The organism is Pseudomonas sp. D47 (assembly GCF_045447305.1).
Lineage (GTDB): Bacteria > Pseudomonadota > Gammaproteobacteria > Pseudomonadales > Pseudomonadaceae > Aquipseudomonas.
Genome location: NZ_JBJGXU010000091.1, coordinates 1 through 16,682, shown reverse-complemented (window position 1 = coordinate 16,682; position 16,682 = coordinate 1). Strand labels below are relative to the sequence as shown.

At 58.0% G+C, this 16,682-nt stretch carries 16 protein-coding genes and 3 tRNA genes; 9 read left to right on the top strand and 10 right to left on the bottom strand.

Annotation, left to right across the window (positions count from 1 at the left end; all coding sequences use genetic code 11):
• Positions 1-13: 13 nt before the first annotated feature.
• Positions 14-325 (top strand): helix-turn-helix domain-containing protein, encoded by a 312-nt coding sequence (locus ACI77I_RS30035; RefSeq protein WP_406999794.1) that lies wholly within the window; start codon positions 14-16, stop codon positions 323-325.
• Positions 217-1,308, top strand: a complete 1,092-nt coding sequence (locus ACI77I_RS30030; protein ID WP_406999792.1) for a tyrosine-type recombinase/integrase — start codon at positions 217-219, stop codon at positions 1,306-1,308. Before ACI77I_RS30035 ends, ACI77I_RS30030 begins: the two co-directional genes overlap by 109 nt.
• A gap of 9 nt (positions 1,309-1,317) precedes the next feature.
• On the opposite strand, the gene ACI77I_RS30025 is transcribed toward ACI77I_RS30030, so the two are convergent.
• The 3 genes from ACI77I_RS30025 to ACI77I_RS30015 all read right to left on the bottom strand — a co-directional run bounded on the left by ACI77I_RS30025 (position 1,318) and on the right by ACI77I_RS30015 (position 1,644).
• Positions 1,318-1,402, bottom strand: a tRNA-Leu gene (locus tag ACI77I_RS30025).
• Positions 1,403-1,459: 57 nt separating this feature from the next.
• Positions 1,460-1,535, bottom strand: a tRNA-His gene (locus ACI77I_RS30020).
• Between the two features lie 32 nt (positions 1,536-1,567).
• A tRNA-Arg gene (locus ACI77I_RS30015) sits at positions 1,568-1,644 on the bottom strand.
• 275 nt (positions 1,645-1,919) lie between these two features.
• Here ACI77I_RS30015 and folD point away from each other — a divergent pair.
• A complete protein-coding gene (gene folD, locus ACI77I_RS30010; protein ID WP_094951482.1) occupies positions 1,920-2,774 on the top strand; it encodes a bifunctional methylenetetrahydrofolate dehydrogenase/methenyltetrahydrofolate cyclohydrolase FolD in 855 nt (284 codons plus the stop codon).
• Between the two features lie 209 nt (positions 2,775-2,983).
• The gene (gene pbpG, locus ACI77I_RS30005) at positions 2,984-3,907 is read left to right on the top strand and encodes a D-alanyl-D-alanine endopeptidase (RefSeq protein ID WP_094951481.1); all 924 of its coding nucleotides are present in this window, start codon (positions 2,984-2,986) and stop codon (positions 3,905-3,907) included.
• Positions 3,908-4,043: 136 nt separating this feature from the next.
• Here pbpG and ACI77I_RS30000 read toward each other — a convergent pair whose 3' ends face one another.
• A complete protein-coding gene (locus ACI77I_RS30000; protein ID WP_263273538.1) occupies positions 4,044-4,706 on the bottom strand; it encodes a peptidase C39 family protein in 663 nt (220 codons plus the stop codon).
• 211 nt (positions 4,707-4,917) lie between these two features.
• Between ACI77I_RS30000 and ACI77I_RS29995 the strand changes: the two genes are divergently transcribed.
• Positions 4,918-5,079, top strand: a complete 162-nt coding sequence (locus tag ACI77I_RS29995; protein WP_406999790.1) for a hypothetical protein — start codon at positions 4,918-4,920, stop codon at positions 5,077-5,079.
• Here ACI77I_RS29995 and ACI77I_RS29990 read toward each other — a convergent pair.
• Positions 5,076-5,486: a hypothetical protein gene (locus ACI77I_RS29990; protein WP_263273539.1), complete on the bottom strand. Its 411-nt coding sequence runs from the start codon at positions 5,484-5,486 to the stop codon at positions 5,076-5,078. The two genes, ACI77I_RS29995 and ACI77I_RS29990, sit on opposite strands and share 4 nt — an antisense overlap.
• A gap of 214 nt (positions 5,487-5,700) precedes the next feature.
• Between ACI77I_RS29990 and ACI77I_RS29985 the strand changes: the two genes are divergently transcribed.
• The 4 genes from ACI77I_RS29985 (at position 5,701) to ACI77I_RS29970 (ending at position 13,023) form a co-directional block, all read left to right on the top strand.
• The gene (locus tag ACI77I_RS29985; RefSeq protein WP_406999788.1) at positions 5,701-8,922 is read left to right on the top strand and encodes an efflux RND transporter permease subunit; all 3,222 of its coding nucleotides are present in this window, start codon (positions 5,701-5,703) and stop codon (positions 8,920-8,922) included.
• Entirely contained in the window at positions 8,912-10,078 is a 1,167-nt protein-coding gene (locus ACI77I_RS29980) for an efflux RND transporter periplasmic adaptor subunit (protein WP_094951477.1), read from the top strand. Before ACI77I_RS29985 ends, ACI77I_RS29980 begins: the two co-directional genes overlap by 11 nt.
• Entirely contained in the window at positions 10,062-11,480 is a 1,419-nt protein-coding gene (locus tag ACI77I_RS29975; protein ID WP_406999786.1) for an efflux transporter outer membrane subunit, read from the top strand. The genes ACI77I_RS29980 and ACI77I_RS29975 overlap by 17 nt, the downstream gene beginning before the upstream one ends.
• Before the next feature lie 115 nt (positions 11,481-11,595).
• A complete protein-coding gene (locus tag ACI77I_RS29970) occupies positions 11,596-13,023 on the top strand; it encodes a PLP-dependent aminotransferase family protein (RefSeq protein ID WP_406999784.1) in 1,428 nt (475 codons plus the stop codon).
• 64 nt (positions 13,024-13,087) lie between these two features.
• Here ACI77I_RS29970 and ACI77I_RS29965 read toward each other — a convergent pair whose 3' ends face one another.
• From ACI77I_RS29965 to ACI77I_RS29945, 5 genes are read right to left on the bottom strand one after another with little or no spacing between them, the layout of a single operon-like run.
• Positions 13,088-13,576: a GNAT family N-acetyltransferase gene (locus ACI77I_RS29965; protein ID WP_406999782.1), complete on the bottom strand. Its 489-nt coding sequence runs from the start codon at positions 13,574-13,576 to the stop codon at positions 13,088-13,090.
• Positions 13,573-13,833 carry a 2Fe-2S iron-sulfur cluster-binding protein gene (locus ACI77I_RS29960; RefSeq protein ID WP_371917691.1) on the bottom strand — a complete coding sequence of 87 codons (261 nt, stop codon included), beginning with the start codon at positions 13,831-13,833 and terminating at the stop codon, positions 13,573-13,575. Before ACI77I_RS29960 ends, ACI77I_RS29965 begins: the two co-directional genes overlap by 4 nt.
• A 4-nt stretch (positions 13,834-13,837) precedes the next feature.
• On the bottom strand, positions 13,838-14,785 hold the full coding sequence (locus ACI77I_RS29955) for a diiron oxygenase (protein WP_406999780.1): 948 nt from the start codon (positions 14,783-14,785) through the stop codon (positions 13,838-13,840).
• Positions 14,772-15,545 carry a 2OG-Fe dioxygenase family protein gene (locus tag ACI77I_RS29950; protein ID WP_406999778.1) on the bottom strand — a complete coding sequence of 258 codons (774 nt, stop codon included), beginning with the start codon at positions 15,543-15,545 and terminating at the stop codon, positions 14,772-14,774. The genes ACI77I_RS29955 and ACI77I_RS29950 overlap by 14 nt, the downstream gene beginning before the upstream one ends.
• A 13-nt stretch (positions 15,546-15,558) precedes the next feature.
• Positions 15,559-16,194, bottom strand: coding sequence for a LysE family translocator (locus ACI77I_RS29945; RefSeq protein ID WP_242150794.1), 636 nt, complete (start codon positions 16,192-16,194; stop codon positions 15,559-15,561).
• Between the last annotated feature and the right edge of the window lie 488 nt (positions 16,195-16,682).

Here is a 16,682-nt window from a genome sequence, read left to right as displayed (position 1 = left end):
AAGGACACCACCTATGCGCCTCATCTCAATTATAGAGGCGGCCGAGATGTTGAGCATCGGCCGCACAACCGCTTACGCCCTGGCAAAAGCCGGGAAACTGCCTTGCGTCAGGGGGTTAGGCCCCCTTCGCGTCCACTATGGGAAGCTTGTCCAGATGATCGAGGACGGCATCCCTGATACCCTCCGCGACGCGGGCGGCGTATCCGAGGAGAAGATATGCCCTATAAAAGAGGAAAAACGTGGTGGATCAGTTTCACCGCAGCAGATGGTACGTACATTAGACGCTCTGCTGGTACCGAGGACTACGCAGCAGCCAAGGCTATAGATCAGGAGCACAGAGGCGCAGCATGGCGGCAAAAGGAACTGGGCGTTGATCCGCCCAGGACCTTTGAAGAAGTGATGATTGAATACCTTACCAACGCCTCAACCGCTCAAAAAAGCTTTAAAACGACGCAATACCGGGTCAAATCACTGCAAGCTTATTTCGCTGGAAAAATGATGAACGACCTTTCCGGGAAGGATATCCGTGAGTACTCATCATCAAGATCGAAAGTAGGTAGATCCTCAGCGACAATCAATCGGGAATTGGCAGCCCTTTCTGCGGCCATCAACTGGTGTGTCGGTGAACTGGAGTGGAAATTACCCAATCCGGTGCGCGGACGAAAGCTCAAGGAGCCAGAGGGAAGAGTCAGGTGGGTCACCCGAGGAGAACTCGACAGCCTGTGCCGTACGGTGCGCAAGCAACGGTTCGGCGACATGCTAGAAGATTTTATCAGGCTCGCGGTGAACACCGGTTGCAGGAAAGAGGAAATGCTAGGTCTGGAGTGGCGCCGGGTTGATTTTGCCAACCGGCTGATTTATCTGGACGGGGAGCATACTAAGGCGGCAAAGCGCCGAAGTATCCCACTGAATGAGGGAGCGCTGGCGGCGCTGAGAGGAAGAATGGCGATGCGGGCCGAGCACTGCCCGACAACGCCATGGGTGTTCACCAGAAAGAATGGTGCAAGGGTTGCAGATCCGTCGACTGGATTTGATAACGCTTGTGAAAAAGCTGGCATCACAGATTTTACGATACACGATTTACGCCACACCTGCGCAGCATGGCTTGTGTCGGCTGGTGTACCGCTTATTGAAATCAGGGATTTGCTTGGGCACTCGACAATCCAGATGACAGAGAAATACGCCCACCTTGCACCTGCAAGGGTGCGTAGTGCGGTAAGCGTACTCGATCTGGGCTTGTCACAACCTCGCTACAGCGAGAATCCAGCGGTGCTACAGGAGGGTACTCTAAGGCTCGTAAAGCCTTGATTTTAAAGGTGGTGCGGATGAAGAGACTCGAACTCTTACGCCTCGCGGCGCTGGAACCTAAATCCAGTGTGTCTACCAATTCCACCACATCCGCGCTTGAAGCTCTTAAAGCAAAGGCGCCAGACGATTAATCTGGCGCCTTTTAAAAATATGGGGTGGACGAAGGGGATCGAACCCTCGACAACGGGAGTCACAATCCCGTGCTCTACCAACTGAGCTACGCCCACCATCTAGCGCTACTTGTGCCAAAGCTGCCTAATGGCGCACCCGGCAGGACTCGAACCTGCGACCATCCGCTTAGAAGGCGGATGCTCTATCCAGCTGAGCTACGGGCGCCTTATTAATCTGCACTCTTTGAAGATTACAAACTAAATGCTTCCAGCCTTGCAGTACAACAATTCTGCTCGACCTTCTTAACCAGTGCTAGGCTGTGCCCGACAAGTGCGACGAATAGTATAGAGGGCCTTGATACCCGTCAAATCTTTTTTGAAAAAAACTGATTTTATTTAAGGGGTTAGGGCAATTTGCAGACCAAGCGCCTTTGCCCTCACGTCATGGCGTGCGAGAATGCGCGCACTTTTCTTCCCCCTCTCGATGGTTAATCACGCGTAATGACTGCACAACTTATCGACGGCAAATCAATCGCCGCCAGCCTGCGCCAGCAGATCGCCAAACGAGTCACCGAGCGTAGCCAGCAAGGCCTGCGCACGCCTGGCCTCGCGGTGATCCTGGTCGGCAGCGATCCTGCCTCTCAGGTTTATGTCTCGCACAAGCGTAAAGACTGTGAAGAGGTCGGCTTTATTTCCAAAGCCTACGACTTGCCTACAGGCACCACCCAGAAAGACTTGACCGACCTGATCGACGGCCTCAACGACAACCCGAGCATCGACGGCATCCTGCTGCAGCTGCCACTGCCCGAGCACCTCGATGCCTCCAAATTGCTGGAGCGCATCCGCCCGGACAAAGACGTCGACGGTTTCCATCCTTATAACGTCGGCCGCCTGGCCCAGCGTATCCCGCTGCTGCGCCCCTGCACGCCGAAAGGCATCATGACCCTGCTGGAAAGCACCGGCGTCGACTTGTACGGCCTCGATGCGGTGGTGGTGGGCGCCTCCAACATCGTGGGTCGCCCAATGGCCATGGAACTGCTGCTGGCCGGCTGCACCGTGACCGTCACCCACCGCTTCACCAAAGACCTGGCCGGCCACGTCGGCCGCGCCGACCTGGTAGTCGTCGCCGCCGGCAAACCCGGTTTGGTCAAAGGTGAGTGGATTAAAGAAGGCGCCATCGTCATCGACGTCGGCATCAATCGCCAGGAAGACGGCAAACTGGTCGGCGACGTCGTGTACGAAACCGCCCTGCCCCGCGCCGGCTGGATCACTCCAGTGCCAGGTGGTGTCGGCCCGATGACCCGCGCGTGCCTGTTGGAAAATACGCTGTATGCGGCAGAGACCCTGCACGGCTAATAACCAGCGGTACTGAAAAAGCCCTGCCTTATCGCAGGGCTTTTTATTGCCCGCAAAAAAAACTGTTTTTTGTTAGTTTTTAAGCACTTTCGTCCGGTTCTAGAAGAACATTCGACAGTTCTTCATCCATACTCATAAAATGTAACGGCATTTGTCATATAACCCGTTTCCCAACGGTATTTCCTTACTATTTTAGCGAGTTCATCCGCGTGAAAATTCGTCTCTCTATCGTCAGCCTATTTTTTGCATTCACAGGCACCTTTGCGCACGCCGCCGAAACCACCCTGGCGCCGCGTGATACCTCCAAACTGCAAATCGCTTCCGGCAGCGCCATGCTGGTCGACCTGCAGACCAACAAAGTCATCTATTCCAGCAACCCCGACGTCGTGGTGCCAATCGCCTCGGTGAGCAAGCTGATGACCGGCCTGATCGTGCTGGAAGCCAAGCAGAACATGGACGAATACATCGACATCAACATCAAGGACACGCCGGAAATGAAAGGCGTGTTCTCCCGGGTGAAAATCGGCAGTGAAATGCCGCGCAAAGAAATGCTGCTGATTGCCCTGATGTCGTCGGAAAACCGCGCCGCCGCCAGCCTGGCCCACCACTACCCGGGCGGCTACCCAGCGTTTATCGCGGCGATGAACGCCAAGGCCAAGGCGCTGGGCATGACCAGCACGCACTATGTCGAGCCTACCGGCCTGTCGATTCACAACGTGTCCACCGCCCGTGACCTGAGCAAGTTGCTGGCCTATGCGCGCAAGTTTCCGATGCTGAGCCAGTTGAGCACCACCAAGGAAAAGACCGTGTCGTTCCGCAAGCCCAACTACACCTTGGGTTTCTCCAACACCGACCACCTGATCAACCGCAACAACTGGGATATCAAGCTGACCAAGACCGGTTTCACCAACCAAGCTGGCCACTGCCTGGTGCTGGTGACCAGCATGGGTAACCGTCCGGTGTCGCTGGTAATCCTGGATGCTTTCGGCAAGTTCACCCACTTTGCCGATGCCAGCCGCATTCGCAGCTGGGTCGAGACCGGCAAGGGCGGTTCGGTGCCGGACGTCGCACTGCGCTACAAGGCTGATAAGAACTTGAAGAATCGCCCGAATGCGGCGCAGGTAAGTCGCTAAAACAACGCAGATCTAATCTGGCAGCTGGCTTGTGTGGGAGCTGGCTTGCCTGCGATGGCATCAACTAGGTCCGCCTGAAAAACCGAGTTGCCGGCATCGCGGGCAAGCCCGGCTCCCACACCATCCCACTCGCACATTATTTTCTTTCCGCCAACACCTTGAGCGCCTGCGCCGCCGCCTGCTCCTGCCCGGCTTGCGCGGTAGCATTGGCTGCCTCGCGCCAGCGCTGCGCATCGACATTGGCCGGCAATTGGCTCGGGCGCTGGGTCAGGATTGCCCAGTGGCCGGCGCTCTTCCAGGCCGACTCAAAATCGCTGAAGCTCATCAACAGCCGCCGCTCCATGCCTGAGCGCAGCAGCACTGTACTTTTCTGCTGATTGAACCCCACCACCACGACGTAGCGCGTCCCGGACCAGACGCTCGGGTTGATCCGCGCCATCACCGGGTAACCCGCCGCCACCTGCGCCAGCACCGCCGTCAGCTGGGTATCCAGTGGATACACCATCAGTCCGTATTCACGCGCCAGCACCTGCATGTTGCGCTCAAGGTCCGCCTCGCCGCCCGGCAAGTGCAGGGGCTTATCGAGCAAGCCGGGTGTCATCACAATGCCTTGTTGCGACAGCATGCTGGCTAACGCCGAGGGGCCACTCAGGTAAGCCTCGCTGCGAAAGGTCGGCACGCCATTGAGTTCGACACGCTCCGGCAGGCCCGCCAATTTCGAGGGGTGCCCGGAACACGCCGCGAGCCCCAGGGCGCACGCCAGCAGCAGGGAGGTTTTAACGTTCGACCGTAACCGCAATGTTTTACTCGCTTGATCAACTGCCGGTAAGGGCCCTGATCATAGGATGCTCAGCCACGCGGGTATAGCCCGAGGCGTTAGTAAAATGCGCTGGATAGAGCAAACAAGTTGGATGCACTCGACCATTGGTCAATAGCAGGCAACCGCCGGGTAGCTAGACTGTCCATTGAGAAGACTGTGTGTGCCCCGTGCGGGGCGAAAGGAGGCCCGAATGAGCCTTGCAACAACGATTTTCCTGTTGGTCTGCGGTTGGCTGGCGGTCGCCGGCGCCATGCTGTGGGGGGTCATGCGCGTGACCCGGCGGCACCATCACCCCCACGTCACCCGCTGCGCACCGGCCAAGCCGCATAAGGCCGCGGTGCACCATGCTTAGCCAGGCATGCAATTGAAGTCTTGAGTCGCCGCGACTTCCTTGCCGTGACCGTCCTTGAGGACGGCGCGCACGGTGGTGCCCAGGCTCGATTCAATCAATGTGTAGTGCTCACCGGCCTGGAAGTGCTTGTACTCGACCCGGCCCTGGCAGTCCTGCTGGTTATCGTCGCCCGGCTCTTCTTCGAATAACGTCACATCCAGACGATGATCCCCCGGCGTCACTTCAAAAAAGCGCCCGTCATCCACCCGCTTGCCATCCACGCGCTCGGCCATCAGGTCGTTCGGCGCCTCTTCTTTCAAACCAATCCACGCTTCGCTCGGGTCCGCTTTGGGGATGGGGCCGGCGCACGCCGACAACAACACAACAGCGCCGAGGGCGGGAATCAACAACAGGGGTTTCAGTGACATGGCAGGGCTCCAAAATTAACAATGTGCGGATCTCAAATGTGTCGCGTCCGATGGAGACAAGCTTGGAGAGCGGCCCTTTGTAGAACAAATGAATACATATGAAACGATCTTCAGCCGTTAACTAAATGTTCCTTCACCTGGCTGAAAGGTGCGTGTTAGGTGGGTCGGGCAAGACTGCCGGGGTTTGCAATTCTGCCCCCTCGGAGGTTCACGCATGCTCGGGCTGGTAAAGACCGCACTGCAAAAGCCGTACACGTTTATCGTGTTGGCCATATTCATCTGTATCGTCGGGCCGATGGCGGCCCTGAAAACCCCGACGGATGTTTTCCCCAACATCGGCATCCCTGTCGTCGCCGTGGTCTGGCAGTACAACGGCCTGTCGCCGGACGCCATGGCCGGCCGAGTGATCTACACCTACGAACGCTCCCTGAGCACCACCGTCAACGACATCGAACACATCGAATCGCAATCGCTGCCCGGCATGGGCATCGTCAAGATCTTCTTCCAGCCCGGCGTGGACATCCGCACCGCCAACGCGCAAGTGACCGCCGTGTCACAAACCGTGCTCAAGCAAATGCCACCGGGCATCACGCCGCCGCTGATCCTCAACTACAGCGCCTCCACGGTGCCGATCCTGCAAATGGCGTTCTCCAGCCCCAGCCTCTCGGAAGCCAAGATCCGCGACCTGGTGCAGAACAACATCCGCCTGCCGCTGAGCGCCCTGCCCGGCCTGGCCATGCCCACGCCCATGGGCGGCAAGCAGCGCCAGATCACCCTCGACCTCGACCCGCAAGCCTTGGCCGCCAAAGGCTTGTCGGCCCAAGACGTAGGCAACGCCCTGGCCCTGCAAAACCAGATCATCCCAGTGGGCACCGCCAAACTCGGCCCCTACGAATACACGATCTTGCTCAACAACAGCCCCAAGGCGATTGATGAGCTCAACGACCTGCCGATCAAGACCGTCGACGGCGCGCTGATCACCATCGGCCAAGTGGCCCACGTGCGTGACGGCTCGCCGCCACAGACCAATATCGTGCGCGTCGACGGCCACCGCGCGGTGCTGATGCCAGCGTTGAAAAACGGCAGCATCTCCACCTTGTCGATCATCGACGGTATCCGTCAGATGCTGCCGCGCATCAACGAAACCCTGCCACCGTCGCTGAAGACCTCGCTGCTGGGTGACGCCTCGGTGTTCGTCAAACAATCGGTGGGCAGCGTGGCCCAAGAAGGCATCATCGCCGCACTGCTGACCAGTGCGATGATCCTGCTGTTCCTCGGCAGCTGGCGTTCCACCCTGATCATCGCCGCCTCAATTCCGCTGGCAGTGCTCTCGGCCATTGCGCTGCTGGCGGTCAGTGGGCAAACCCTCAACGTGATGACCCTCGGCGGGCTGGCGTTGGCGGTGGGGATTCTGGTGGACGATGCCACGGTGACCATCGAAAACATCAACTGGCACCTGGAACAAGGCAAGGCGGTGAAGACCGCGATCCTCGACGGCGCCGCGCAAATCGTCGGCCCGGCGTTCGTCTCGCTGCTGTGCATCTGCATCGTGTTCGTGCCGATGTTCTTGCTGCAAGGCATCGCCGGTTACCTGTTCCGGCCAATGGCCCTGGCCGTGATTTTTGCCATGGCCAGCTCGTTCATCCTCTCGCGCACCTTGGTGCCGACGCTGGCGATGTTCCTGCTCAAGCCGCACACACCGGAACCGGGCGCAGGGCACCACCCGGAAGATGAATTCATCAACCACCACGAGGGTGAGCAGCACAAAAAACCACGCAATGCCGTGCTGCAATCGGTGCTGAATTTTCAGCAAGGGTTCGAGCGCCACTTCTCGAATATCCGCGACACCTACCATGGCTTGCTGATGCTCGCGCTGGGCAATCGCAAGCGCTTTATCGTCGGCTTCCTGGCCTGCGTGCTCGCCTCGTTCCTGCTGTTGCCAAGCCTGGGCCAGGACTTTTTCCCGGCCACCGACGCCGGTGCCCTCGCCCTTCACGTGCGCCTGCCACTGGGCACGCGGATTGAAGAAAGCGCGGCGGCGTTCGACCGGATTGAAGCGCGGATTCGCGAAGTGATCCCCGCCGAAGAACTCGACACCATCGTCGACAACATCGGCATTCCGCTCAGCGGCATCGACATGGCCTACAGCAGCAGCGGCACCATCGGCCCGCAGGATGGCGACATTCAAGTCAGCCTGAAAAAGGACCACGCGCCCACCGCCGACTACGTGAAAAAACTGCGTGAAGCCTTGCCGGAAAGCTTCCCCGGCAGCCACTTCGCGTTCCTGCCGGCGGACATCAGCAGCCAGATCCTCAACTTCGGCGCGCCAGCCCCGCTGGACGTGAAAATCTCCGGGCGCAGCGATGCAGAAAACCGCGCCTATGCGGTGGAACTTGAACGTCGCTTGCAGCACGTACCGGGCATTGCCGACCTGCGCATCCAGCAGTCTACCGGCTACCCATCGCTGCAAGTTAACGTCGACCGCATGCGTGCCAACGGCCTGGGTATCACCGAGCGGGACGTGACCAACAGCATGGTCGCCTCCCTCGCCGGCAGCTCGCAAACCGCCCCGACCTTCTGGCTCAACCCAGCCAACGGCGTGTCGTATTCGATCGTCGCGGCAACGCCGCAATACCGCCTCGACAGCCTGCCGTCGTTGGAAGCCTTGCCGGTTACCGGTGCCGATGGCCAGTCGCAGATCCTCGGCGGTGTGGCCACCATCTCTCGTGTGCAAAGCCCGGCGGTGGTGACCCACTACAACATCGAACCGACCCTGGACCTGTACGCCAACGTGCAAGGCCGCGACCTTGGCGGCGTAGCCCGCGACGTGCAAAAGGCGCTGGATGACACCGCCGCCATGCGCCCCAAAGGTGCAGTGATCAGCCTGCATGGGCAGATCGATGCGCTGCATGAAGCCTTCAGCGGTTTGAGCTTCGGCTTGCTCGGCGCCGTGGTGCTGATCTACCTGCTGATCGTGGTCAACTTCCAGTCCTGGGCCGACCCGTTCGTGATCATCACTGCCTTGCCGGCGGCGCTGGCGGGGATCGTGTGGATGCTGTTCCTCAGCGGCACTTCGCTGTCGGTGCCCGCGCTGACCGGGGCCATCTTGTGCATGGGCGTGGCCACCGCCAACTCGATCCTGGTGGTGAGCTTCTGCCGTGAACGCCTGGCCGAACATGGCGACGCGTTGAAGGCCGCGATGGAAGCCGGCTACACCCGCTTCCGGCCGGTGTGCATGACGGCCCTGGCGATGATCATCGGCATGTTGCCGCTGGCCTTGTCAGAAGAGCAGAACTCACCCCTTGGCCGGGCGGTGATCGGCGGTTTGATCTTCGCCACCGTCGCCACCCTGTTGTTTGTACCCGTGGTCTTCAGCCTGGTCCACGGTCGTCACCCTACTCGCGCAGCTGCTGGAGAAACTTCACATGTCGTCTGATCACACACCCTCGCGCAAGCGTCTGATGCTCATGGGTATCGGCGGCCTGACACTGGCCGCCCTGTTGGTCGCCAACGGCCTGCACGCCCGCACGATGCACGAACAATCGGTCACCGCCTGGACCGAAACCGCCGCCGTCCCGCAAGTGATGGTGTTCCAGCCGAAACAGAACGTGGCCGGTGACACTTTGCGCCTGCCCGCGCACCTTGAAGCCTGGAGCAAGGCGCCGATTCACGCTCGCGTCAGCGGCTACTTGAAAGACTGGAAAGCCGACATCGGCACCCAAGTCAAAGCCGGGCAAATCCTCGCCGAAATCGACACCCCGGACCTTGACCAGCAACTGGCGCAGACCCACGCGCGCCTGGTGCAGGAACAGGCCAACGCACGCCTGGCCGAGACCACCGCCACACGCTGGCAAAACCTGTTGGCCAGCCACTCGGTGTCGCGTCAGGAAGCCGATGAAAAAACCTCCAACGCCGCCGCTGCCAAAGCCAATGCCGAAGCGGCCGCGGCCGACTATGCACGGCTGTCGGCACTGGAAAGCTACAAGACCCTTCGCGCGCCATTCGCCGGCACCATCACCGCACGCAACACCGATATCGGTCAGTTGATCAAGGCCGACACCGACAGCGACCCGGAACTGTTCAACATCGCCGACACCCACCAGTTGCGTCTCTACGTGCCGGTGCCGCAGAACTACGCGGCGGTGATCCACCCAGGCTTGGAGGCTGAACTGACCGTGCCCGAACACCCCGGCGAGCACTTCAAGGCGCGCCTGATCGGCGACTCCACCGCCATCGACCGCCGCTCCGGCACGCTGCTCGCGCAGTTCGTCGTCGACAACCCCAACGGCGAGTTGCTGCCCGGTGATTACGCCGAAGCGACCTTGCCGATTCCGGCGGACACCCACGGCGTGAGTATCCCCGCCAGCGCGCTGATCTTCCGTGCCCAAGGCACCCAAGTCGCGGTGCTCGATACGCAGAACCACGTGCACCTGCAAGACATCCACATCGGCCTCGACCTCGGCGAACGCCTGGTGATCGACCAAGGCCTGAAACCCGCCGACCGCGTGGTCGACAACCCGCCGGACGCCCTGCGCGAAGGCGACCCCGTGCAACTGGCCGACGCCGGAGGTGTACATGCGCCCAAGGCTTAAACCCCTGGCGGCGTTGATGCTGCTGCTATTGCAGGGCTGCTCAATGGCGCCCACCTACAAGGTGCCGTCGGTTGACCTGCCGGCGGGCTATCGCGAACAGACCAGCGACGGCCCGTGGCACAGCGCGCAACCCTGCGACCAACTCGCGCCCGAATGGTGGAAACTCTACAACGACTCGCACCTGAATGACCTGCAACAGCAGTTGCTCAAGGCCAACCCGGATTTGGCGGCGGCGCTGGCGCATTTCGATGCGTCCCAGGCGTATGCCAGCCAATTGCACGCGGGTTTGTTCCCGCAGATCACCGCCAGTGCACAGCCATTGCGCCAGCGGCAATCGGACTCGCGACCGCTGCGTGGGGACACGCAGCCGTCGGTGTACAACAGCAATACCGCCGGGTTTTCGTTGAGCTACGACTTGGACCTGTGGGGCAAGATCCGCAACCAGGTCGCGGCGGGTGACGCCCAGGCGCAAGCATCAGGCGATGATTTGGCCGTGGCGCGCCTGAGCCTGCAGCATCAGCTGGCGACGCTGTATGTGCAGCTCAATGGGCTGGATGCGCAGAGCCGCATTCTCAACAGCTCGCTGGATGATTTCAGCCAGGCGTTGCAACTGACACGCAGCCGTTACGAAGGCCAGATTGCGTCCGAACTCGACCTGACCCGGGCGCAAAACCAACTGGCCGAAGCCAAGGCGCAACTGGATGAAGTGCGCGGGCAACGCAACCTCACCGAGCATGCCATTGGCGAGCTGGTAGGCGTGGCAGCCAGCAACTTCAGCGTGCCTGCGAGCCAACAGTTGATTGCGCTGCCGGGAATTCCTTCGCAGCTGCCGAGCCACCTGCTGCAACGCCGTCCGGACATTGCGGCGGCGGAACGGCGGGTGTTTGCCGCCAATGCCAATATCGGTGTGGCGAAGGCAGCGTGGTATCCGGACTTCAGCTTGACCGGGCTGATAGGCGGGCAGACGCAAGGGGTGGGTAACTTGCTGTCCGCCGGCAATCGGTATTGGGCGCTGGGGCCTTTGGTGAACTTGCCGATCTTTGATGGCGGGCGCTTGAGTGCCAATGAGCGTCAGGCCAAAGCCGAGTTTGAGGAGGCTTCGGCGCAGTACCGCAGCCGTGTACTGAAAGCTGTGCGCGAGGTGGAAGATAACCTGGCGCAGCTAAGGGATTTGCAGCAGCAAGCCCAGGATGAACAGGCGGCGGCGAATGCGGCGCAACATACGCAGTCGCTGGCGATGAATAGCTATCAAGCGGGGGCCGTGAGTTACCTCGACGTGGTGATCGCACAGACGGCGGCGTTGCAGGCGCAAAGGGCGTTGCAGGCCGTGCAGACGCGGCAGTTGCAGGCAAGCGTGGGGTTGGTGACGGCATTGGGCGGCGGTTGGCGCCCGAATGCGTGAACCACAAGCACTACCAACCACAGGCACTTCACTGCTGTTGCGGCCCTTGCCACAGACGGTGCCGCGGAGGACTATGCGCCCATGGCAAGGGTAGCGAAGCAGCGGCGAGGGATCAGTGGCAAAGTATTCAGATTTGGCCCATTTACTGCGTAGCAGAATTGAAATGGGCATGTACCAGGAAGGGCAGCGACTCCCTTCCGTGCGCATATTAAGCGCAGAACACGGGGTCAGCCTGGGCACGGTCCAACAGGCATACCGGCTCCTGGAGGAGGAAGGGCTGGCGTCACCAGCCCCCAAATCCGGGCATTTCGTCACCCGCAAACAGCACGTCTATCTATTGCCCACGATGCGTGCTTCCGAAAGAACACCCCTGGATATATTGGAATGGGATGAAATCTACAAGGTGACGGCCAACACCCCTGACGAAGGGGTCCTGCAATTGGGCAGAGGCATGCCAAGCGTTGACACACCGACACTCAAACCCTTGATGAAAAGCCTGAGCCACGAAGCGAAGCGTTGGCAAAAAGACGGGCTCAACTATGAAAACATCAAGGGCAACTTGGAGTTAAGAACACAGATCAGCCGGTTGATCATTGATTCCGGCTGCCTTATCGGCCCCGACGAGATCATCATTACCACCGGTTGCCAGGAAGCACTCATGTGCTCCATACGCTCTATTTGCAGCCAAGGCGATATCGTCGTCGTGGAGTCGCCCAGTTTTCACGGCGCGATCCAGACACTCAAGGTGTGCGGTATAAAAGTCATCGAGGTGCCTAGCCACCCATTGACGGGCATTGACCTGGAGTCGCTGGAACTTATCGCCGAGCAATGGCCTATTCGGGCGGTACTGGTCAACCCCAATTGCAATAACCCGCTGGGTTATGTAATGCCCAATGAGCGCAAGGAAACCCTGGTAAAGCTGTCCAAAACCTTCGGCTTTTTTATCATCGAAGATGATACCTATGGCGACCTGACGTTCTCGTATCCGCGCCCGCAAACCATCAAGTCCCTGGACACTGAAGGCAAGGTCATTCTGTGCGGGTCTTTTTCAAAAACACTGGCGCCCGGCTTGCGGGTGGGCTGGGTGGTGCCGGGCAAATTCTACGACAAGGTGCTGCACACCAAATACATCAGCTCCGGTGCTACCGCGACCGCCAATCAAAGGGCAATTGCCGAGTTCATGAGCAAAGGGCTCTATCAGATCCACCTTCGACGTATGCGCGCCAATTACAAAGCCAACAGGGAGTTGATGACGAACTGGATCTCCAAGTATTTCAACTCCAGCATTCGCGTCAGCCGGCCGCAAGGCGGCTATTTCTTATGGATTGAATTGCCGGACGGGGTGTCGGCTTATGAACTCAGCGATCGCTTGATGAAGCACAACGTGCAGATTGCTACCGGCAAAATATTTTCTTCGTCGGGTAAATATGAAAACTGCATTCGTATCAATTACGGCGGCCTGCTGAATGAGCGTGCAGAGCACGCGATAAAAACGATGGGGCAGCTCGTATCCGACTTGAACGTCTCGCATATGCTGCGTTAGCCTGCACGTAACAAACAGGCCCTCAAGGGCCTGTCTGTTTCAGCTCATGGCTGGGTAAAGCCTTTCACTGCTCAGAGAACTTAATCGAATAAAGGCGCTCAGGGCCTGGGCCAGGCTGGTCTTCGCCCCTGACCCAACCGGTCGACTCATACAGTTGAACGGCCTCTTTATACAGCGCTCGAGTTTTCAGGAACACCTCCTTAACGCCCATGGATTTTGCGGCAGCGACGGCGGTGTTGAGCATGGCCACACCGGCACCAAACCGACGATAGTTTTTGTCCAGGTAAAACTTGGTGAGTTTGCCCCTGCCCTCCCCGCACGCAGTCAAAATGGCCGACCCCACGGGGATGCCATCAAATACCGTGACCAGCTCCACAACATTCTCCTTGGGCACGCCAAAGCACATGATGTCGCGGTCGTCATCGTCGGGATCGGCCGCGATGCCGTATTCGACAAATGTCTTGAACACCATTTTCCTGATCGCCACCGCATCGTCTATCGTCGCTTTACGAATGATGAAGTTATCGCGCCGCAAATAAACCGTCTCACTCATGTGTACCAAGCCTCAACTTCGATGTTCGAAAGCGGAACCAACACACAGGGCAAAATCGCATTGCCGCCTCGCTCTTTTTCCGTGAGCGCCAGCATGGGGGTCAACTCACTGTATTCACCGGATATCAACCTCACCTGGCAAGAACCGCATCGCCCTTGGCGGCAGCGTGTGCGCACAAGGCCCATCCGCTCACAGGCATTGACCAGGGAAAATACCGCGCTGGCGATGGGCTCGTGCCGGGTCGCGCACGTGAGCATAAAACTATCTGCTTTCATAGCCGGCCCACTCCCATTCAAGGTTTTCATACAGTTTCATCAGGCCGCGATTATTGTTCGTAAACTCAACGGCCCTTTGCAGCTCAACCGAATTATTGATGATCGCTGTGCGCACATCCGCCAGTGAAGGACGATCCAACTGGTCAATCACCGTGATCCACGCGTTAAGGTCGGCCCGGAAAAAATTCTTCGCGACCAACTCAACGGTGTCCTTGAATACCTTCTGGCCTTCGCTGGAAAGCGCCCAATAGATATCCCGGGCCAATACCGCGAACTGCGAGCCGTGGTTCCACTCATCTTTGGCATGGGCATTCACTGCCGCCAGAAACATCGGCTGAATGGACGAAGCATTGGCCAGCAGGTCCAGGTAGTCGGTGATGTGGTTTTCGGTACAGCACGCCGTCGCGATGCGCGCGACTCGGCGCTTCCATTCGCAATCAAGGCCATTGATATACGTACTCATAACACTGACCAGATGAAAGTCTGTGGGGAACAACGGCAGCTGTCTATTCGCCCGCACAGCGTCGCAGGTGAGTACCGCCAACAGGGTATGGTAGCCCTCGTCGGTCATCGCTTCAGCCATCGAACGGGCCATCTCGGGGCCGACACTGTTGTCCTGTCGCGACCTGATCACCTCGATGCACGCCGGCGTGACCAAATCGGTTTCAATGAAAATCGTGTTGCTTTGGTAGATGATCCAACCCGCCGACAACAAATCGCTTTGATCCTGGGGCTCCAATGCTCGCCACTCGTCGAATATCGAAAAGGGCACCATCTCCGGGATAAAGTCCGGGACATGCATATTGAATGAGCACGCTGAAACTTCATTGAACCGCATGACCTCGGCTTCGAACGGCCAACGAGTGCTTATACTTTCAATCATTTCTTTTGAGTAATTGCGTTCTTCGATATTCACAGAACTATGACGCAACATGCTCGCCCCCTTGCGCGGTGAATTCCAGAAACAACATATCCCTCGACGCGGTGCAATCGTCTGACGCATTCATTTGACTGACACTGTGATACACCTTGGAATCATCGAATATCACCAGGTCGCCGTAACCCGTCAGGGTGAAACGCTCGAGCACGTTCTTATCGTTGTCATAAATGAAATTTTCGGCACCGACGCAGTTTTCAGTCCGGTTGATACAAAACAGGCTAGAAAATGTCACGCCATCTTTATGAATACCTTCGGGTGTCGGAAAACCCGCAATGCCTCGGGACGACGTGATTCTGACTTGGTGCACGTACACTTGCCAAACCGCCACATCCCTGTAACGGGTAAAGATGGCGACATAATCCCGGATCATGCGTTTTATGAACGGATGCGTGGCGATGTACGGCGTGATCGGTTCGAAATGCCGATCGACGCCACCATTCAGGGCATTATTATACGTATCCTGAAAAAAAGGTTTATGCGGCAATATACCGATCTCATCACTCTGAACATTGTAACGAAGCTCGGTAAAACGCCGCCGCCGATACTTGCCACCGTCCGCCATAAATTCATCCGGTGGCAGGCCATCCCAGGTGTCAAGGAACGCTCTCCAATCATCAGACCGATGCGCCAGTGTGATGAAGTAGTTGAAATAGTTACCCACCCAATAGCCGGCGTGCTTGAGTTGCAGTTCAATCACGTCGCAGGTGCTGTGCATCCCCAACAGTGAACCTGCTGCCGAGTTTTCATACCTCATATGTACCTATCCTTCAATGGATGATTGAGAGCCCTAATGCCGCACCAAAAAACACGAAGAATACAGCCACTACTTTCGATCCGATTCTACTGGCGGAAGGCGATGTTAATTTCGAAGCGATGCGAATCGCGACAACGGCGTAACACGACAATATGGAAAACTTTATCAAAGCACTGAGCACAACGAGAAACGCAAAGAACTGTAAATCCGGAGCGCCACTTTTTTCGAATTGCGGTAATAACGCAGTAAAATAAACCAGCGCCTTGGGATTACTGATCCCGATCAAAAAAGATTGCACCCACTGCCGTGTCAACGACGGCAACTTGGCGGTGGGCACGTCGGTACTTGCAGCCGGCGCGGCAGACCTGCTTTTCTTGAACGCACCGACCCCCAGATAAATAAGGTAGGCCGCACCCGCAAACTTCAAACCATTAAACATGGCGGGATGATTGGCAAAAAACGTGGCAATTCCGAATGACGAGATCAACCCCATTATCAAAATGGCGAACACATCACCGGTGAGCACGCCAATCGCTTTTAACGGCCCATATTTTATTGAATTATTAACCAGGAATACCGTGGAGGGTCCCGGCGAGCCTGCCTGAACCATAGTAATCAGGATGAACGACAACCACGCATAAACAGTCATAAGTTAACTCTGGTTTGATTTTCTTAATGAATGAAGTTGCCGGCGCATGGCCTCGACTATCTCGCTTACTCAATCCATGGGCTATTCTTGGCTGTAGCGAGCGAACAATTAAGATTCAGAACACCTAATTCTTTAGTGCACAGTTGCGATTCAGGCCATCTGTATGGTGTTTTTTTGTGAATCTGTACCAGGGTGGGTCGATGAGGTCTGGGGGCGGCAGCGCGGGGGGCTTTTCTGGCCTAATCGGGAGCAAGGCTTGCCCCCGAAAGCGCCATCCTATGTCCGTGAGAACGTCCGGGTGATGGCTCCACTGGCTTTTGAGGTCGAAGGTCCAACGCAGTGTGGGGATGGGGGTTTGTCGGATGGTGGAGGGAGGTGGATCAGGTAGTCGATGGTTGCGGCGAGGCACGGACGCAACAACGGCGTTGAGCTGTAGGGACCCATCGCAGCATAGGTATCTACACATCTTTTTATGGGTTGAGTTCTTA

Coding starts and splice junctions, on each gene's coding strand:
- ACI77I_RS29995 (WP_406999790.1), top strand. CDS start 4,918: ATGAGCCTTGCAACAACGATTTTCCTGTTGGTCTGCGGTTGGCTGGCG.
- ACI77I_RS29955 (WP_406999780.1), bottom strand. CDS start 14,785: ATGTTGCGTCATAGTTCTGTGAATATCGAAGAACGCAATTACTCAAAA.
- ACI77I_RS29975 (WP_406999786.1), top strand. CDS start 10,062: ATGCGCCCAAGGCTTAAACCCCTGGCGGCGTTGATGCTGCTGCTATTG.
- ACI77I_RS29985 (WP_406999788.1), top strand. CDS start 5,701: ATGCTCGGGCTGGTAAAGACCGCACTGCAAAAGCCGTACACGTTTATC.
- ACI77I_RS29950 (WP_406999778.1), bottom strand. CDS start 15,545: ATGAGGTATGAAAACTCGGCAGCAGGTTCACTGTTGGGGATGCACAGC.
- folD (WP_094951482.1), top strand. CDS start 1,920: ATGACTGCACAACTTATCGACGGCAAATCAATCGCCGCCAGCCTGCGC.
- ACI77I_RS30035 (WP_406999794.1), top strand. CDS start 14: ATGCGCCTCATCTCAATTATAGAGGCGGCCGAGATGTTGAGCATCGGC.
- ACI77I_RS29945 (WP_242150794.1), bottom strand. CDS start 16,194: ATGACTGTTTATGCGTGGTTGTCGTTCATCCTGATTACTATGGTTCAG.
- ACI77I_RS29960 (WP_371917691.1), bottom strand. CDS start 13,833: ATGCTCACGTGCGCGACCCGGCACGAGCCCATCGCCAGCGCGGTATTT.
- ACI77I_RS29965 (WP_406999782.1), bottom strand. CDS start 13,576: ATGAGTGAGACGGTTTATTTGCGGCGCGATAACTTCATCATTCGTAAA.
- ACI77I_RS29990 (WP_263273539.1), bottom strand. CDS start 5,486: ATGTCACTGAAACCCCTGTTGTTGATTCCCGCCCTCGGCGCTGTTGTG.
- ACI77I_RS29980 (WP_094951477.1), top strand. CDS start 8,912: ATGTCGTCTGATCACACACCCTCGCGCAAGCGTCTGATGCTCATGGGT.
- ACI77I_RS30030 (WP_406999792.1), top strand. CDS start 217: ATGCCCTATAAAAGAGGAAAAACGTGGTGGATCAGTTTCACCGCAGCA.